The organism is Sphingomonas sp. BK069, assembly GCF_014193405.1.
Classification (GTDB): domain Bacteria; phylum Pseudomonadota; class Alphaproteobacteria; order Sphingomonadales; family Sphingomonadaceae; genus Sphingomonas.
The window spans coordinates 44,305-59,190 of sequence record NZ_JACHZH010000013.1; the positions used below are offsets into that span (position 1 = coordinate 44,305).

The 14,886-nt window shown below is 63.6% G+C and carries 18 protein-coding genes and 1 pseudogene; 8 read left to right on the forward strand and 11 right to left on the reverse strand.

The window, feature by feature from the left end; translation table 11 throughout:
- Nucleotides 1–120: 120 nt before the first annotated feature.
- The 3 genes and pseudogenes from FHY02_RS23490 to FHY02_RS23190 form a co-directional block, all read left to right on the forward strand.
- Nucleotides 121–375 carry a S41 family peptidase gene (locus tag FHY02_RS23490; RefSeq protein ID WP_183926095.1) on the forward strand — a complete coding sequence of 85 codons (255 nt, stop codon included), beginning with the start codon at nucleotides 121–123 and terminating at the stop codon, nucleotides 373–375.
- Between the two features lie 213 nt (nucleotides 376–588).
- Nucleotides 589–768: an IS3 family transposase gene (locus FHY02_RS23495; protein ID WP_409322825.1), complete on the forward strand. Its 180-nt coding sequence runs from the start codon at nucleotides 589–591 to the stop codon at nucleotides 766–768.
- A pseudogene (locus FHY02_RS23190) lies at nucleotides 705–919 on the forward strand (transposase); the annotation flags it as partial. The gene FHY02_RS23495 and the pseudogene FHY02_RS23190, both read left to right, overlap by 64 nt.
- A 143-nt stretch (nucleotides 920–1,062) precedes the next feature.
- Here the strand turns inward: FHY02_RS23190 and FHY02_RS21265 are convergent.
- Both FHY02_RS21265 and FHY02_RS21270 read right to left on the reverse strand, forming a co-directional pair.
- Nucleotides 1,063–2,256, reverse strand: coding sequence for a site-specific integrase (locus FHY02_RS21265; protein ID WP_183926101.1), 1,194 nt, complete (start codon nucleotides 2,254–2,256; stop codon nucleotides 1,063–1,065).
- Nucleotides 2,253–3,542 (reverse strand): site-specific integrase, encoded by a 1,290-nt coding sequence (locus FHY02_RS21270; protein ID WP_183926103.1) that lies wholly within the window; start codon nucleotides 3,540–3,542, stop codon nucleotides 2,253–2,255. Before FHY02_RS21270 ends, FHY02_RS21265 begins: the two co-directional genes overlap by 4 nt.
- Nucleotides 3,543–3,876: 334 nt before the next feature.
- On the opposite strand from FHY02_RS21270, the gene FHY02_RS21275 reads away from it, so the two are divergent.
- Nucleotides 3,877–4,101, forward strand: coding sequence for a hypothetical protein (locus FHY02_RS21275; protein WP_183926105.1), 225 nt, complete (start codon nucleotides 3,877–3,879; stop codon nucleotides 4,099–4,101).
- A gap of 178 nt (nucleotides 4,102–4,279) precedes the next feature.
- Here the strand turns inward: FHY02_RS21275 and FHY02_RS21280 are convergent, their stop codons facing one another.
- The 6 genes from FHY02_RS21280 to FHY02_RS21305 all read right to left on the reverse strand — a co-directional run bounded on the left by FHY02_RS21280 (nucleotide 4,280) and on the right by FHY02_RS21305 (nucleotide 8,525).
- Nucleotides 4,280–4,756, reverse strand: coding sequence for a hypothetical protein (locus FHY02_RS21280; protein WP_183926107.1), 477 nt, complete (start codon nucleotides 4,754–4,756; stop codon nucleotides 4,280–4,282).
- Nucleotides 4,683–4,862: a hypothetical protein gene (locus FHY02_RS21285; RefSeq protein WP_183926109.1), complete on the reverse strand. Its 180-nt coding sequence runs from the start codon at nucleotides 4,860–4,862 to the stop codon at nucleotides 4,683–4,685. The genes FHY02_RS21280 and FHY02_RS21285 overlap by 74 nt, the downstream gene beginning before the upstream one ends.
- Before the next feature lie 324 nt (nucleotides 4,863–5,186).
- Nucleotides 5,187–5,486, reverse strand: coding sequence for a hypothetical protein (locus FHY02_RS21290; RefSeq protein WP_183926111.1), 300 nt, complete (start codon nucleotides 5,484–5,486; stop codon nucleotides 5,187–5,189).
- A gap of 315 nt (nucleotides 5,487–5,801) precedes the next feature.
- On the reverse strand, nucleotides 5,802–6,134 hold the full coding sequence (locus FHY02_RS21295) for a hypothetical protein (RefSeq protein WP_183926113.1): 333 nt from the start codon (nucleotides 6,132–6,134) through the stop codon (nucleotides 5,802–5,804).
- A gap of 741 nt (nucleotides 6,135–6,875) precedes the next feature.
- Nucleotides 6,876–7,985 (reverse strand): DUF2493 domain-containing protein, encoded by a 1,110-nt coding sequence (locus FHY02_RS21300; protein WP_183926115.1) that lies wholly within the window; start codon nucleotides 7,983–7,985, stop codon nucleotides 6,876–6,878.
- Nucleotides 7,986–8,063: 78 nt separating this feature from the next.
- Entirely contained in the window at nucleotides 8,064–8,525 is a 462-nt protein-coding gene (locus FHY02_RS21305) for a DUF736 domain-containing protein (protein WP_183926117.1), read from the reverse strand.
- A 1,448-nt stretch (nucleotides 8,526–9,973) separates the two neighbouring features.
- Here FHY02_RS21305 and FHY02_RS21310 point away from each other — a divergent pair.
- On the forward strand, nucleotides 9,974–10,327 hold the full coding sequence (locus FHY02_RS21310; protein ID WP_183926119.1) for a hypothetical protein: 354 nt from the start codon (nucleotides 9,974–9,976) through the stop codon (nucleotides 10,325–10,327).
- A 47-nt stretch (nucleotides 10,328–10,374) separates the two neighbouring features.
- On the opposite strand, the gene FHY02_RS21315 is transcribed toward FHY02_RS21310, so the two are convergent.
- Genes FHY02_RS21315 through FHY02_RS21325 form a run of 3 tightly spaced genes read right to left on the reverse strand, consistent with a single transcriptional unit; the run spans nucleotide 10,375 to nucleotide 11,519 of the window.
- Nucleotides 10,375–10,728, reverse strand: a complete 354-nt coding sequence (locus FHY02_RS21315) for a hypothetical protein (RefSeq protein ID WP_183926121.1) — start codon at nucleotides 10,726–10,728, stop codon at nucleotides 10,375–10,377.
- Between the two features lie 15 nt (nucleotides 10,729–10,743).
- Nucleotides 10,744–11,199 (reverse strand): hypothetical protein, encoded by a 456-nt coding sequence (locus FHY02_RS21320; RefSeq protein ID WP_183926123.1) that lies wholly within the window; start codon nucleotides 11,197–11,199, stop codon nucleotides 10,744–10,746.
- The gene (locus tag FHY02_RS21325) at nucleotides 11,196–11,519 is read right to left on the reverse strand and encodes a hypothetical protein (RefSeq protein WP_183926124.1); all 324 of its coding nucleotides are present in this window, start codon (nucleotides 11,517–11,519) and stop codon (nucleotides 11,196–11,198) included. Before FHY02_RS21325 ends, FHY02_RS21320 begins: the two co-directional genes overlap by 4 nt.
- 264 nt (nucleotides 11,520–11,783) lie before the next feature.
- Here FHY02_RS21325 and FHY02_RS21330 point away from each other — a divergent pair, with 264 nt between their 5' ends.
- The 3 genes from FHY02_RS21330 (at nucleotide 11,784) to FHY02_RS23500 (ending at nucleotide 14,796) form a co-directional block, all read left to right on the forward strand.
- Complete coding sequence (locus tag FHY02_RS21330; RefSeq protein WP_221198775.1) at nucleotides 11,784–13,763, forward strand: ATP-binding protein; 1,980 nt, start codon at nucleotides 11,784–11,786, stop codon at nucleotides 13,761–13,763.
- A gap of 153 nt (nucleotides 13,764–13,916) precedes the next feature.
- Nucleotides 13,917–14,303 carry a BLUF domain-containing protein gene (locus tag FHY02_RS21335; RefSeq protein ID WP_183926126.1) on the forward strand — a complete coding sequence of 129 codons (387 nt, stop codon included), beginning with the start codon at nucleotides 13,917–13,919 and terminating at the stop codon, nucleotides 14,301–14,303.
- Between the two features lie 232 nt (nucleotides 14,304–14,535).
- Nucleotides 14,536–14,796: an alpha/beta fold hydrolase gene (locus FHY02_RS23500; RefSeq protein ID WP_409322827.1), complete on the forward strand. Its 261-nt coding sequence runs from the start codon at nucleotides 14,536–14,538 to the stop codon at nucleotides 14,794–14,796.
- Nucleotides 14,797–14,886 lie beyond the last annotated feature (90 nt).

Here is a 14,886-nt window from a genome sequence, read left to right on the forward strand (position 1 = left end):
CGGCCTTTATGGTGCGAAATCTCAAGCATCATTATGCGCACGCCGGGAAAAGTCGGCTTCAAGCGCCTTCGTCAGCACGGCTAAACTACGCCGGTCACCTTTGCAAACCGAACAGGTGACGTGCTAACTAGCAAAGGCACTTCCTCCGGTGGTGAAGAGCTTGCCTACTATTTGCAGCCGCACAAGCTGGGCAAGGTCATCGGCGAGATCACGCGCGGGGGCGCAAACCCTGCGGGACCGGTTGATCTCGGCGACGGGATAATAGCGGTGCCTCAGTTTGATCGGACGGAAGACTTAATCACGAAATCAAATTGGGAGGGGAGAGGCGTGCGGCTGGATGTGCGAATTCCATCAAGGACGAGAACCGGCGACTGAAGAAGCTGCTGGCGAAGTCGATGCTGGACGTGTCGGCGCTGAAGGATCTGCTCGGAAAAAACTGACTGGTCTGTGAACCGCTACGCTGCGGTGGCGAAGCTGATGACCCACCACGGCTTCTCCGAGCGTCGCGCCTGCAGGCTGGTCGGGGTCAGTCGGTCGGCGTGGCAATATGAGCCGCTTCACGGAAAGGACGATGCTGACCGCGAGCGGATGCGCGAGATCGCCAACGAGCGTCGCCGGTTCGGCTATCGCCGGCTGGCGATCCTGCTCAGGCGCGAAGGCAAGTGCATGAACCTGAAGAAGGTGTACCGGCTGTACATTGCGCCGGAAAGCCGCAGCAGAACGCCTTTGTGGAATCGTTCAGTGGTCGCTTGCGCGACGAGTGCCTGAACGAGCACCTATTCCCCTCGCTGCTGTGGCGAGGCGGATCATCGAGGCATGGCGGACGGACTACAACACCGTGCGTCCGCACAGCAGCGTCGGCATGGCACCCACCGAGTTCACCAACCGCCCCAGCCAGGGGCTTGAAGGGGCGAGATGAACAAGCGTCCGAATGTAGGGGAAAGGGGAGTAGGTGGCCTTGGGTCATAGTGATTTTCGATCATGAGAAAGGAAGGACGCACTCGCCCGGCAGAGAACGTCCAGAGGCGCTTCTCTCAGCCATAACAGGCGATCGTTCATCGCTCAGGCAAGCATCTGTTCGATCGCTACTCCAATTTGTTCCGCCGCTTCGACAACGTGTTCGTGACCCAGGTGCGCATAACGAGAGGTCGACTGCATACTGCGATGACCGAGGAGACGACCAATCATCGGCAAGGTCTCCTTCCTCATTGCCGCATGACTGGCGAATGTGTGTCTGAGGTCGTGTAGTCGCACGTCGCGGAGCCCCGCTCGATCGCGGATCGCGGGCCACGCGTTGCCGAGCCGCAGCACAGGCTTACGCAGGATCGGGTTCCAGAAGAGCCATCGTACACCGCGATACCGGGGCAGGGCGGCAATAAGCGATTGCGCCTCCTTGCCCAACCAGACGGTCCGAGGGCCCGACTTGCTATCTCGCAGCTTGAGCTTATTGGCTCTTACGTCTTCCCACCTCAGGCTTGCGATCTCGCCCGAGCGGCATCCGGTCAGAAGCAGCAAGGTCAGTGCGGACGCTACCGAAACCTTCAACTCGTCCTCTCCCGCACGATCCTCCGCCAGCACCCTTCCAAGTCGGTCCAATTCCGCGTCTGAGAGGAACCTCTCGTAAAACCGCTTCCGGTTGAGCCTTACGGCACGGCAGGGATTGGTGTTCTCCACCCGGTAGCCCCAGCTTTCCGCCTTGCTCAGCATGTTAGCGAGGATGTTCATGCATCGGTTGGCCGCGCCCGGTCCGGTCTCGTTGTTGAGCGTGGCGAACCACCTCGTGATATGCGCCTCATTCAGTTCGTCGATGAAAACGCCAGCGAACGCCTTGTCGAGGTAGAGGCGGCGGTAAACGTCATGGGTCGCCAGCGTCGACGCTTTCCACCTCGGCGACCAGCGCCGCCAGTATTCGTCGAGGAAGTCGTCGAAGCGAGGTGCGGTGCGGGTTCGCTGACGATCGCTGGCAGGATCATGCCCGACCTGCGCATACGCGATCACTCGTCGCGCGATCACCAGCGCTTGATGTTGGCTGACCAGAGTGGATGACGCGATTGTAACTGTACGGAGCCGTCCGCCCATGCGGGTCTGGACGACGTAGACCTCACGACCGCTCGCGTACTGTCGTAAGCCGAAACCGCGTTCGCCCGGCAACCACGTGGTAGCGCGATGCTTCCCTCTCGCTGCCTGGTAGCGATCAGCAAGCCCGATCTCGGCCAAAGCCTTCTGCACCACCTCGCTTAGAAGGTGCGAGGTCATGGCCGAATCCCCAATGCCTGAGCAAGCGAGCCCGAAATCCGCTGGGCGGCGTCGGCGATCACTTCGTCGGCGAGGTGCGCGTACCTTGCGGTGGTCTCCGGTAACAGGTGCCCGAGCAGCTTGCTGATGGTCGCCAACGGAACGTTCGCCATGATCGCCGTGGAGGCGAAGCTGTGGCGTAGATCGTGGATGCGCAGGTTCGGCATGGAGCAGCGACCGCGAAGCCCTGTCCACCAGGCGGTTATGGCGATGGGGGCGGTGCCATCCTTGTTCGGGAACACGAAGGGAGAGCCGGTTCCGCACGACAGGGCTTCGAGAATGGCCACGGCCTGGCTGTTCAGCCAGATTGTTTTCGCCCCGGTCTTGCTGTCGGGAAGGTCGAGCCTCGGCGGACGGACCCATTCCCACCGAAGCCCTTGTATCTCTCCGAGGCGTGCGCCGGTGTAGAGAAGCAGCCGAACGATGGCGACCTGTGCGGGATGGGTCACCTCAGCCTCGCGGAGTGCTGCGCCAAGCCGGCGGTACTCGAGCGGCAGCAGATATCGCTCCTTCGCCTCTCGCGGGTACCGCGGCAAACCTCGGCACGGGTTCGAGCCCTTGCGGCGGAGATGCAGCGCTTCGGCGTACTTGAATAGACTGGCGAGCACCGGCACAGCGCGGTTGTAGCGGGCTTCCGCCGAACCCGCGCAATCGTCGCGCCAGCGGATCACATCAGCAGGCAGCACCTCGGCGACGCGCATCTGCGCGAACACCGGCGCGAGGTCGCGCCGCCACGCGTCGCGGTTGCGCTTGGCCGTCGACGGCTTCCAATACCGAGCGATATCGGTCCAATAGCTCTCGACATAGGCGGCGAGCGTCGGCGTGACCTTGACCACAGCTCGCTTTGGCAAGCCGTCAAGTACCACTTCCGCGAGGAGACGCCGCGCCTGGGCACGCGCGACGGTCGCGTCAACGTCCTTGACGCGGCCGAGGGTAACACGGCGCTGCTTGCCGCGATGGCGCAGCCGCACCGTCCAGAACGCGCTCCCGCTCGGCCGAACGCGTAACCCGAAGCCGGCGAGCTCGGTATCCCAGATGACGTACTCGGAAGGCCGGGCGGGGTGGCTTCGTCGGGCAAAGTTGCCGTCGAGAAGCGCCTTTCTCACCCGCGCAGAGGCATTGGGGAGCAGATAGCTATCGGAGACCGTCGGCTCGCTTGCATAAACGTCGAGAAAACCGCCGCTTTTGGGGAGCAGATGGCCATCGCCACACCTCGAACAGCAGACCAGCTCCGGCAGGGTGCGCATTGATTTTGCTGGGCTTTTTTCCATTCTGCAAGCGTAGCTTGCGTAGGGTGTGCACTACTGTAGTCCCAGATCCTCCATGCTGCCTTGATCCCCTAGGTTCTTCGAGGATGTCTCGGGCGTGTCCCGGTCGTCCGCCGGGACCCTCTCCGCCGTGAGGCGGAATGGCAGGTCTTGAGGGGCGCTGCGCGCCTTGTCGGCGAGGCGACGCCGAGGCTGTTTCATAGGTCGTCTCCGGGGTTGGTCGCAGGTGCTGCGAGATGGCTTCCAGATCGCGAGTGTGGCCGATATAACGACGCCGTTCAGAAGCCGATGAGCCTGACCGAAAGGCAACACTATGGCGAAGTCACTGGACGCTGAAATGGCCGCGATCGAAGCCGACGAGCGGAAGATCGCCGAGCGCCGTCAGGCGCACTCGGCAAAGGTCCGCGAGGCGGCTGTCGGAACGGTCGAAAGGGCGGGGCTCCTGAAGCTCCCGCTCGATCGACTTGAGGGGCTGATGAAGGCGGTGAAGACGCTGGGCGTCGACGAGGTGGAGAAGCGGCTCACGGCGACAGCCTGAGCCGGTTCGAGACCGATGGTCACGGCGATGGCCGCACGGGGCTGCTACCCTGTGCGGCCATTCTCTTTCCGACGAGGGTCGAGGCGCAGCCGGCTTGAGATTTGCAGGCAAAAAAAGGGACGCGCCAGCCGTCAGGCTGGGCGTCCCTGTGGGTCGCTGTCAGTGTCGAGCAGAGCCGTTAGGCCCATGCGAGATGATACTCGCCGTCGACGGGTTTCAGCGCTGCCATCGTGGTCAGCGCCTCGACGTAGCGCGTCATGTGCGGGTCGTCGTCGAGCCGTCGCCGAATGCGTGGGTCCATGAGCCGCTGCCGCACCTCCGACATAGGCACGGCACCGCAGCTTTCCTCGTCCAGTCCGAGGCTGGCGAGGATCGCATAGGCATTGCCGTTGGCGACCTCCAGCTCGGGCGCGGCGTCGGGGTTGAGGCCGAGGCCGAGCTTGATGTCACCGCCCGGCTCCGACTGCCAGATGCGCGCGCGGCGGCCGAGGAATTGCGCCTCGTCGACGACGGTGATGACGGCCGGGTCCCAGTCGAAACAGCGCGCGATCGACGCCAGCGCCAGCGGGCAGACCCGGACCTCAATCTCGAACGATCCGGACGCGGGGATCGCCGTGGACCGGGACCACCATGGCGACGCCGCTGCGCACGACATGGCGGCCGAGCAGATCGCGCAACGCGCCGAGCTGGTCGGGCGTGATGACGGCAGGGGAGGGCGACAGGATATTGTGGCCGTCGTCGACGCGGAACGTGATGGTCATCTCGACCTCCTTCGTTGAAACCGCGTCTCTCTTTCTCTCTCCTCTCCAGCGAGGATGTACCGCCCGCTGGTCGGGGCGTGACGGCAGTCTGCGAGCCCGCCGGACCGTCTGCGGCGATGGCCGCGTCAGCAGCGCCAGGGCGGGCTCGATGCCCGCACTGGCGCTTCCCGGGCCGAGGCGTAGCAAGGGCGGCCCGGCGGGGCCGACCAATGCGAGCGAGCCGGGCCGGGGCAGGAGCCAAGCGGGCAGCAAAAAGGGCCGCCCGGTCGCCCAAGCAGCCCTTGTTTTCGAAGGCAGGTAGCGGAGCCTCGCGGCCCCGCTGAGTTACTTGACCAGCTGCACGTAGCTGGCGATGCCGACCAGCGCAGTGCCCTGCAGGATCAGGAACCATTTGAGACCGTCGATTGAGGTCTGCATGCCCTTTAGCCCGGCGTCGAGCTTCGCTTCCATAGAGCCGAAGCGTGCATCCATCGTGGTGCGTAGTGCGGCGATCTGGGCTTCCAGCGGCTTGTTGGCCAGTCCGACAGTCATGTCGATGTGTTCCTCGACAGCGGCGACTGCGCGCGCAGCCACATCCTCAGCGATATTAGCCGAAATCAGGGCCTGAAACAACGTTACCTGCATGTCTGTTCCTCCTTCGTCTCTATGACGAAGCTCACGCGTCGGTCGGGGCGGCGAGGGTCAAGGACCGCGTAGCGGCCGCGTCAGCGGCGGTGGGGGTCACGATTTTGCGTAGCAAAATGGTAGGGCCCCGCCGTCCTTGAGGCTCGCCGCCCCGGCCGACACACTGGGACGACTTGAGAGCGAGTTTTTCCCCGCGGCAGCAGCGCCGGGGCGGGCTCGATGCCCGCTTCGGCGCTTCCCGGCCGAGGCGTAGCAAGGGCAGGCCGAAGGGCCTAACCGATGCGAGCGAGCCGGGTGCCGCGCGCGCCTCGAGTCTCACCCCGGCGAGGGGCTTGCCGCGAGGATCATCAGCGCCGCTTCATCGTCGCGGCCCTGTGCGATGATGATTCCTCGCGCGTTCCCGCGTGCTGCTTCGGCCGCGATGCGCTCGGCGAACTTGTGAGCGTGCTCGTAGTCGTCGGAGCAGTCTCCATCGACCACCATCTCCTCCAGCTCCAAGTCCCAGTAGCCGATATATCGACCGGCCCATCCGTCCCGCTCCCGGAGCGCGTCTTCCAGCCGCTGGATCGTCTGGAACCCGTGGCACTGGGCGGCGAGATAGCCGGCTTCGTGGGTGGCGTAGCGGTGCTGCGTGTCGATGGTGTTCATGACCGTCTCCTTCGTCTCGATGACGGTGTCCTCGCGTCGGTCGGGGTGGCGAGGGTCAAGGACCGCGAAGCGGCCGCGCCAGCGGCGGTGGGGGTCACGATTTTGCGTAGCAAAATGGTGGGGCCCCGCCGTCCTTGAGGCTCGCCGCCCCGGCCGACACACTGGGACGACTTGAGAGAGAGTTTTTCCCCGCGGCAGCAGCGCCGGGGCGGGCTCGATGCCCGCTCCGGCGCTTCCCCGGCCAAGGCGTAGCAAGGGCAGGCCGAAGGGCCGGACCGAAGCGAGCGAGCGGGGTGGGGCGGGGGGTTGTCCACGGCCGACCCGAAACCCCTTTCAGCGGGGAGACGGTCGCCAATATGACGGTGGCAGATCCCGGGTGCCGCTCGTCAGCTGGCCGGGCCGTCATCCCCCGGTCGACCGTGGACGATGCGGCTCTAGCGGACACCTCCTAACAACATGCGGTTGATCTCGGAGCAGCTCGCCGGCGCCGCGGGCGTGCGGCAGCGCCTTACCGGAAGGGGGAAGGTGATCGGCCGCGCGGCGACGAGGTGCGGCCCGCCAAGGCCGCGCCAAGGCGTCGCGCGGCCGATCACCTGGCGTGGGGGAAACCAGTGGGTTTCCCCCACTAAGCGACGCTGGCGAAAAGAGGCCAGCGCCGGGGCTCACCCGTCGCTGGCCTGAGGCTTTTCCTGCCAAGGAAAGGGGAGGGCGGCGCGAGGGGGGAGCGCGCCGCCCGATGGATCAACCGAACGCGGCGCGCTGGGTTGCGACGGGGGCGGGGGCCTGTCCGTCGATCCGGAAAGCGTGGGTGGGGATGCGGGCGGTTTTCAGCACCTGCAACAGGTTGGATTGAAGGCCGGAACCCTGACAGACAACCGCCTCAACCGGGTTGAGGTTGGCCAGCTGCTCGTTGCGGACGAACCCGGCGCGCTTGCCATAGCGGGCGGTGTTCGGCGTAAACGCGATCAGGGTAACGTCGCGGCTCGCGGCCCAAGAGGCGGCGATAGCGTCCGCGCCTTTGCGCTGTGCCGTGGTGCATAGCGTCATATGCGGCACGCGCGTCTTGATCTGGTCGAGTTTGGCCCAAAGCTGCTGCCAGTCGTGCCACTCCTGACCGCCCGAAAAGACGACAAGCGGGCCGGTCGGATTACGCTTTTCGCGGTGGTCGGTCGCGCGCGCTTTCAGGAAGTCGATTGCGGCGATCTGGCTTGCGGTGCCTCCGCTCGAAACCTTCGATCCGCGCGCCGGGGACCATGGGTGGCCGGTCTGCGCGCGGTAGCAGTCGGCGGCATAGTCGCGCATGCATTCGATGGCGGCGCGCTGCTCGGTCTTGGTCTGGGCGCGAAGCTGCGATTCTTCCATCTCCACCGCGAAGATTTCGGAAGGGTCCATGCGGCGCGTCATGTCGGAAAGCTCGGCGCAAAGCCGGTCCTCCTCGCGCTCGAGCTTCTGCGCCTCGTAGTGGAAGGAATTGACGAAGCCCCACGCGATGGCCTGCGCGCTCGCCTCTAGGCGGGTGTCGCGGAACAGGTCGAACAGCGTTGCCATGATCGCCGCGCAATCGTGCTGCGCCTCGATCGGCTCGGGCATGTCCAATTCCTGCCGCTCGCCGCCCAACTCCACGATGGACAGCGCGCCGACGTCGCCGAACGCGTCCTGAAAGTTGGTGGTGGCGGTCGCCTCGGCGTGGCTCCCGGCGGCATCGTCGGCCGCGTCGGTCGCGTGCTGGTCGTGCTCGGCGCTGTCATCCTGCGCGCTGCAATCGGGCGTGTCGTTGCGGGCGGCGGGGTTCAGGGCTTCGCCCATCGCGGCGAAGCTGGTAAAGCGGGCGGAGGTCGTCGGCTTGGTCATGGTTCGTACCTTTGGCAGGGTGTGGCGGCTAGGGCTGGGGGAGGGTTGCACCCCTCTCCCCGCCCGACTTGGTGGGGATTACATCTGCGGGACGTAATCCGGATCGTTCACCTGCTCGTCGGTGATCTGGCCATCGTCGGTTGCGTTGCCCGCGAACTCGTCGGCGTTGGTGGTGCGGGCGGCGCGGCGGTTGCTGCGGCTGCCGTCCAGATTGGACTGGCGCGGCTCGGGGCGGTTCCACACGACGCGGTAACCTTCCTCCATGTTGCCGAAGAGCATGATCTGCAGCGGCTCGCTCAGGCTGGGGTCGTCGAGCTTGCCCTGAAAGAAGACCTCGCCGGTGCTGTTGCTCTTAAGCTCCCACAGCGCGCCGATCTGCACCCAGCGCTTGGCGACGTTCAGCACCATGATCTCGAACGCGGGCGCGCGCTCGTTGGTGCTGTTGGTCGCGCGCAGGCCGAGGCGCGGCAGGTCGATGGTGGCGGTAGCGATCGAACCGAGAAGCTGACCCTTGACGACGGCGAACTGACCGATGTTCATAGCACTTACTCCATCTAGGCGGGGGCCTGTCCCCCTGTTGTTTGGGCTTGGGGCCTTTCCCCTCCCGACATCTTTCTTTTACCCCCTCCGCTCCAAGTATTGAAGCGCATTGATTTCTTGACACCTTTGTCATCGTACTTGGTGAGTCCGAGCACAAATAGCTCCCGACTAGGGAGCGTAACTAATCAAATCAAGTACGCATTGATCGCGGTAGCGAGCAATTCAGATAAACAGGAACGATGTTTGGGGGGCGTAGCCCCGGCCTGTGATCTCATCGCACCCGGAGCCGTCCTCGCAGGGGCTCAAGAGGCAGGCACGGCCGGCGGGGTCAACACGAATCACGGAGTGTCTGCCGCTTTAGCGGTAGAAACCGTTATTCTTGTTGAGGCGTCTTCAAACAAATAAAAGCATTGCCAGCTCTACTGGCAATTCTCCTTCGACGCCGACCCCGTCGGACGGGTCTGGCACGCAGAGACACTGAGAGACGGCGAAGGGTGCGATGAGATCATTGGCCCAACAAACAATCATCATGCGCGCAAGCGCATGATTCCCCAGCCGCAGGCTGCCAGCGGTGCCCACCGATCTGGATAGGCCGCGTGAGGAGAGGGCAGGGGGCAGCGCCGCGCATCCGCGCCAGACGCCGCAGGAGCGCCGTGGAGGCGTCTCGGGACCCGGACAAGGGATCGTGACCGCTTGCGGCGGAGACCCGCTTCAGCGGGGCTCCGGTCGGCTTTAGCCGACTAGAGCCCGGCCCCGCCCACCGGGCGGGGTGGCCCCGCCTGCCTTTTCTCTTCTATCTGCAGGATAGCTGCACCATGGTGTCCTGATCCAGGCAGAGACCGATTATGATCTACCGCCTACGATCCCGCCTGCAAGCCAACCGGAGGATCGCAAATGCCAGGAGTCGTCATGAGCCATCCCATGGTCGCCGCATCGCTCGCGACCGCATTGATGCTGAGCTCATGCGGCAGCGAGCCGACTGCAGCACCAATGTCAGCGCCTTCTGCTACTCAGAGTGGTCAGCCGGATACTGTCGTCACCAGCCGGTCCGGGGGCAAGGCGATACCAAATCCCCGTCGGGGCAGCTTCAAGAAGTCTGATCCGAACCAACCAGCGGGGTATAGGTCGCCCGACTGAGGCGAAGGATCGACGAGGTGGCGGTATGGGGAGAGGGGTTTTTCGAAGCGACGGCGGCATGTTGGCGACCACGGCCGGAAGGGTTGCCTGGATGGGCTTCGCGATTAACGTCGCCCTCTGGCGATAAAGTGGCGGCATGGAGATCAGACGTGCTCACAGTCATTGTCGCTGCGATTCAAGCCAGTGTGCTCGCGCCAACCGCGGTCCCTCGTGCGCCTATACCGCTGCCGCCTTTCACGAAAGACGTCGAAGATGCTGCGCGACCAATAGCCACGCGCGTTACCGTTTCTTTCGAGCGCTGTGGAGACGCGATGGCGTTCAGCAACAAGTACGCGATCGAGGCATTCGGCACGGAGCGCTTTTCTACCGAATGGAACAGGGCTGCTGACGCGTTGGGAAAGGCGCTAACTTCTTGCCGTGACAAAGAGGAGGCGTTGAGCGCGCAGGTGGCTTTCCTCAAGACGATCTCGACGAAAGGCAATCGGCACGACGCGCAACTGGCAGTGGAGCGTCTCAAGGGCGTCACTCATGTACTTAGCGCGACAAGGGAGAGCCTTGAGCAAGAGGCACTTCGTTTCAGCAATTTACGACGCGAAGGATGGGGAGATCCGCACTGTCTCGAACATCCCGATGGGTACATGCAGGCTTCCAGACTTTGCCGATGATGAGGCATTCTAGGCGAAGCTGCTAAGCGCGCTTGTCGTGCATGCGATCACCCCCTGCGACGCCGAAGCAGAATGGCCCGGGCGAGCCAAAGGGTGAATGGCCACGAGACGTAGCCTGCCATGGCGAGGATCGGCCCGGGTGGGAAGCCATCGATCGGAAGGGTTTTGGGCAGCCACCAGGGCCATGGAAAGGCGAGGTAGAGACCTCCGCCGAGCATGAGCAGGGGCAGGGCGGAGCCGATCGCGACGTAGAGCAGGTGGTGCGCCGGGGAATGGAGCAGCCGCTTGGCGGCGAGCGCCACAGCAGCGGTGATGCTGGCAGCGATGATTCCCGGGATGCCTATGAGGTTGGCATGAAAGAAGAGGATCGTCGCGAGGACCTCAGGATCGAACGGTTGCACCAGCTGTGCGCTGCGTCAGGCCGTAAAGCTCGCGACCGTGCATGCGGATCGCATGTCGGCGATGCGAAGATCACAGGTGAGGCGGACCTGTGACGGATGCCAGGGGCCGGTCCAGGTCACCCCGCCGACGATGGGGTTACCGGCGCCGTTGAAAAGGCGGACCTGAAGGCTTTGCGGACCTTGTCGAGGCATCGCGAACTCACGTCGTGCGGACGGGCTGACGCACCGGCTACCGACAGTCTGACATTGCGCGACCCGCTGGTCTGGCGCGAGCGGACCCTGTCGGAAAGGGCTCGAGCCTTGTTCGCCGTAGATGAGCATTAGCGGCGAGCTGCGTCCACCTTGCGGCGCTCGAACGTCGACGACGACCTCTGGCATGACCGGGCGACGATTGGTGGAGTGGATATATGTCGCTCCGGCGACAAGCACGGCGGCTACCGCAGGGATGGTCAGCATCAGCGCTGTTTTCATGATGCGTCGCCTGACAGGTGTCGTTGCGGCGCCGGTCGGCGGAGGTGCTGGAAAGCCTGCACGTCGGGAAAGAGCAGGCGGGGGAGGTCGAGCAACCACCCAGAGGCGGTCCAGCAGCCGATCGCTGCCAATGTCCAGACGCCGAGGCAGGACTGGCCGGCGACGTCGTCGACGAGCGTGCCGTACGACTTCATAAGCCAGACGAGGAGAGCGCCGAAGAGGAACATGCGCTTCCACGTGTAGCGGTCGGTGATGCGCCGCAGGCGGCGCTCGAGCTCGACCACAGGATCTCGGCCGGTTTCTCCGCGGTGCAGGGTCATGCGGTCACTCTCCATCGATCGGCAGCGTAGTGCCAGCTCTCCCGCCAAGGAACCCCGGCATCTCGCGCGCGCGGCACCGATCCGGTAAGCGGCGAGCCGGGCACGGGCGAGCCAGTCGCGAACGCAGGCGAGGCTGCCGCACTGAAGCAGTTCGGGCAAAAGTGTCACAAGTGCTTGCGCCAGCGTTATCGGCTAGAGCTGCCGATACCTGGTGGCTCGATGCGTCGCCGCAACCGGCGCTGCGTGCCCGAAGGACTGGACTTGATGGCTAGCCCGCTCTCTGCCGACACAGATTACCCGCAGGTGTTTTTGGCCTGCGCAAGCCCTATGCTCCTCGTCGCTGCAGATGCGCCGGACTTCACGGTCACGGACGTCAACCAGGCCTATCTCGCCGCTACGATGCGGACGCGGGAGAGCCTGGTCGGTCGAGCGCTGTTCGAGGCTATGCCGGACAACCCGGACGACCCCGTAGCTACCGGTACGCGCAATCTCCGGTCATCGATGGAACAGGCGATTGCCAGCGGTAAACCCGACCGCATGGCCTTTCAGAAGTACGATATCACCACCCCAAACGGCGGCTTCGAAGAGCGTTGGTGGGACCCGGTCAACACGCCGATCAAAGATGCGTCGGGCAGGGTCACCGCGGTGCTACATCAGGTGAGCGACGTTACCGCCCGCATTCGAGCGGAGAGTGCTCTACGGGCGTTGAACGCCGATCTCGAGTCTCAGATCATCACGCGCAGCCGTGAACGCTCGCTAACGTGGACGGTCAGCTCCGAGCTTCTATCGGTGATTGACCTACGAACCGGCTGCTTCGATCGTGTGAACCCCGCGTGGGCAGCGGTACTGGGTTGGACTCCGCAGGAGATGGAGGGGGTCGCTCTCTCCGAGTTCCTGCTGGTCGACGATGTCGACGCCAGTAAGGTGATCTTTGATCGGCTTCGCGATGGCGAGCCCATGCTCAAGTTCGAGAACCGCTGCCGTACGAAAGACGGTGATTGGCGGTGGTTGTCCTGGGTAGCGGTGCCCTTCGAGGGCAAGCTCTATTCGAGCACGCGAGATGTGCACGCGACGCGCCTGCAGGCCGACAGTTTGGCCGTAGCCGAGGACGCTCTAAGGCAGGCGCAAAAGATGGAGGCGGTCGTGCAATTGACGGGTGGCGTTGCGCACGACTTCAACAACCTGCTGACCGTAATCCGCGGCTCGGTTGATCTGCTGCGGCGGCCCAACCTCGATGACAGTCGCCGGGCGCGTTACATCGATGCGATCGGTGACACCGCTGATCGTGCAGCGAAGCTGACCGCCCAACTTCTCGCCTTCGCCCGCCGACAGGTACTCAAACCCGAGACCTTCGACGCGGGAGAGAGCCTCAATGAGGTAGCAGCGATCATCCGCACGCTGACTGGGTCACGCATCGTTCTAGAGACGATCGTTCCAGACGAGCCGTGCTTCATCCTTGCCGACAAGGGGCAATTCGACACCGCGATCGTCAACATGAGCATCAACGCACGTGACGCGATGGAGGGGGAGGGCAGCCTGACGATCGCGGTTGGGCCGATTTCCGGCATTCCCGCGATACGATCACACGCTCCCATCGCGGGCGACTATGTGGCTGTGACGGTCACCGACGATGGCAGCGGCATATCGGCCGAGCATGTGACTCGCATCTTCGAGCCGTTTTTCACCACCAAGGTTGAGGGTCAGGGGACTGGTCTCGGACTATCTCAGGTCATCGGCTTTGCCAAACAGTCGGACGGTGACATTCAAGTTGAAAGCTCTCCCGGCAAGGGCACAACGTTCACGTTGTATCTTCCGCGAATGATGGACGAGGCTGCCGAGCCGGTCGGGAAGATCGAGCTACCTACCGTTGACGGCGAGGGCATCTGCGTACTGGTTGTGGAAGACAATAGCGATGTTGGCGAGTTTGCCGTCCAGGCTTTGCGCGAGCTTGGATATAAGACGGCCTTGGCGTTGAACGGTGCTGACGCCTTGAAAGAGCTCGAGAATGACGAAGGGCGCTTCCAGATCTTGTTCTCCGACGTAGTAATGCCGGGAATGAGTGGGCTGGAATTGGCTCAGGAGGTCCGCAGGCTCAGACCGGCACTGCCGATTATTTTAACGAGTGGTTACAGCCACGTTCTGGCGCAAAATGGCCGTCATGGTTTCGAGCTGCTGCACAAACCATACTCGATCGAACAGTTATCGAGAGTCTTCCGCAAATGCATTGCCTGGAAGGCGCTATAGGTCGAACCACGATTTCCCTTCTGCTACGCGAACTTACACGCACGCGTCCGACGGCGCCGATTAAGCGCTAACGAAGGAACCTGGTCGGCATCGGTGATGTGGTCGTCCATGCCTTTTGCAGCCGATGAGCGTCGAGAGCGTTAGAGAGGCTGTATGGCTTCCAATGACATCGGCGCGTTGAGGCGCCTTATCTACACCAGCCGCGCAACCGACCACGATCTGGTGGACATCCTACGCGTGAGCCGCGCGAACAACGGCATCGACGGCATCAGCGGCCTGTTACTGGCGAAGCAGGGCATGTTCGTTCAGGTGCTCGAAGGCCCGCCCGAGAGCGTGGCAACGACGTTCGAGCGGATTCGTCGAGACGACCGGCACTCGCATGTCGAGGTACTAAGCGACACGGCGGAGAAGGAACGGGCATTTGGCGATTGGACCATGGCTGCGCTGCGAGGCGAGGATGACGCGTCGGTGCGCGAACGTCTCGCCGTGCTGACAGCTGGCGTGCCGGCCCCGATCAGGACGATTTTCAAGTCCAGCTGACACGACAGCATCGGACAAAGCGTCAAGGAGGGCAGGGCATGTCTGGTGGAGTGAACCTACGCGGCGTCGATGTGATTAGAACCCACCTATGCGTTACTGTTTAACCGCTACCCTCCTGATGCTGCCGATCTCGGGCGTGGTATCAGCCGACCAGCTCAAGCCCGATCCCGTCATAGCTATGTACGCGGACACCAGCCGCGCAGCTGCGCTTCCAGATGGACGTCGCATCAATATGGTATGCAGGGGCGAGGGAAAGCCGACGGTCATCTTGAATGCGGGTGCGGCAGACTGGGGCGTGGTTTGGGGACGCGTTCAGAATAAAATAGCCCGGCGAACTCAGGTCTGTACCTGGGACAGAGCGGGTTCCGGTTTCAGCTCAGCAAGTTTGGCGCAGCAGACTGTAGACGAAACAACCAACGATCTTGAGCGCGCCTTGCGAGCAAATAAGCTGGTAGGGCCGTACGTGCTCGTGGGTCACTCCCTAGGGGCCTGACGTGACCCCCGCCTTTCATCCAGCGGCAACCAGAGACTGACCGGTGTTGTCGCGCATGAGCGCAGGTGAAGCAACGGGCGGGGTTAACCC

Excerpts from the sequence above, each read along its gene's own strand:
- FHY02_RS21310 (WP_183926119.1), top strand. The coding sequence starts at position 9,974 with ATGGCGTTCAGCAACAAGTACGCGATCGAGGCATTCGGCACGGAGCGC.
- FHY02_RS21270 (WP_183926103.1), bottom strand. The coding sequence starts at position 3,542 with ATGCGCACCCTGCCGGAGCTGGTCTGCTGTTCGAGGTGTGGCGATGGC.
- FHY02_RS21335 (WP_183926126.1), top strand. The coding sequence starts at position 13,917 with ATGGCTTCCAATGACATCGGCGCGTTGAGGCGCCTTATCTACACCAGC.
- FHY02_RS23495 (WP_409322825.1), top strand. The coding sequence starts at position 589 with ATGCGCGAGATCGCCAACGAGCGTCGCCGGTTCGGCTATCGCCGGCTG.
- FHY02_RS21300 (WP_183926115.1), bottom strand. The coding sequence starts at position 7,985 with ATGACCAAGCCGACGACCTCCGCCCGCTTTACCAGCTTCGCCGCGATG.
- FHY02_RS21325 (WP_183926124.1), bottom strand. The coding sequence starts at position 11,519 with ATGACCCTGCACCGCGGAGAAACCGGCCGAGATCCTGTGGTCGAGCTC.
- FHY02_RS21330 (WP_221198775.1), top strand. The coding sequence starts at position 11,784 with ATGGCTAGCCCGCTCTCTGCCGACACAGATTACCCGCAGGTGTTTTTG.
- FHY02_RS21295 (WP_183926113.1), bottom strand. The coding sequence starts at position 6,134 with ATGAACACCATCGACACGCAGCACCGCTACGCCACCCACGAAGCCGGC.
- FHY02_RS21305 (WP_183926117.1), bottom strand. The coding sequence starts at position 8,525 with ATGAACATCGGTCAGTTCGCCGTCGTCAAGGGTCAGCTTCTCGGTTCG.
- FHY02_RS21280 (WP_183926107.1), bottom strand. The coding sequence starts at position 4,756 with ATGTCGTGCGCAGCGGCGTCGCCATGGTGGTCCCGGTCCACGGCGATC.
- FHY02_RS21320 (WP_183926123.1), bottom strand. The coding sequence starts at position 11,199 with ATGAAAACAGCGCTGATGCTGACCATCCCTGCGGTAGCCGCCGTGCTT.
- FHY02_RS21275 (WP_183926105.1), top strand. The coding sequence starts at position 3,877 with ATGGCGAAGTCACTGGACGCTGAAATGGCCGCGATCGAAGCCGACGAG.
- FHY02_RS23500 (WP_409322827.1), top strand. The coding sequence starts at position 14,536 with ATGGTATGCAGGGGCGAGGGAAAGCCGACGGTCATCTTGAATGCGGGT.
- FHY02_RS21290 (WP_183926111.1), bottom strand. The coding sequence starts at position 5,486 with ATGCAGGTAACGTTGTTTCAGGCCCTGATTTCGGCTAATATCGCTGAG.
- FHY02_RS21265 (WP_183926101.1), bottom strand. The coding sequence starts at position 2,256 with ATGACCTCGCACCTTCTAAGCGAGGTGGTGCAGAAGGCTTTGGCCGAG.
- FHY02_RS21285 (WP_183926109.1), bottom strand. The coding sequence starts at position 4,862 with ATGACCATCACGTTCCGCGTCGACGACGGCCACAATATCCTGTCGCCC.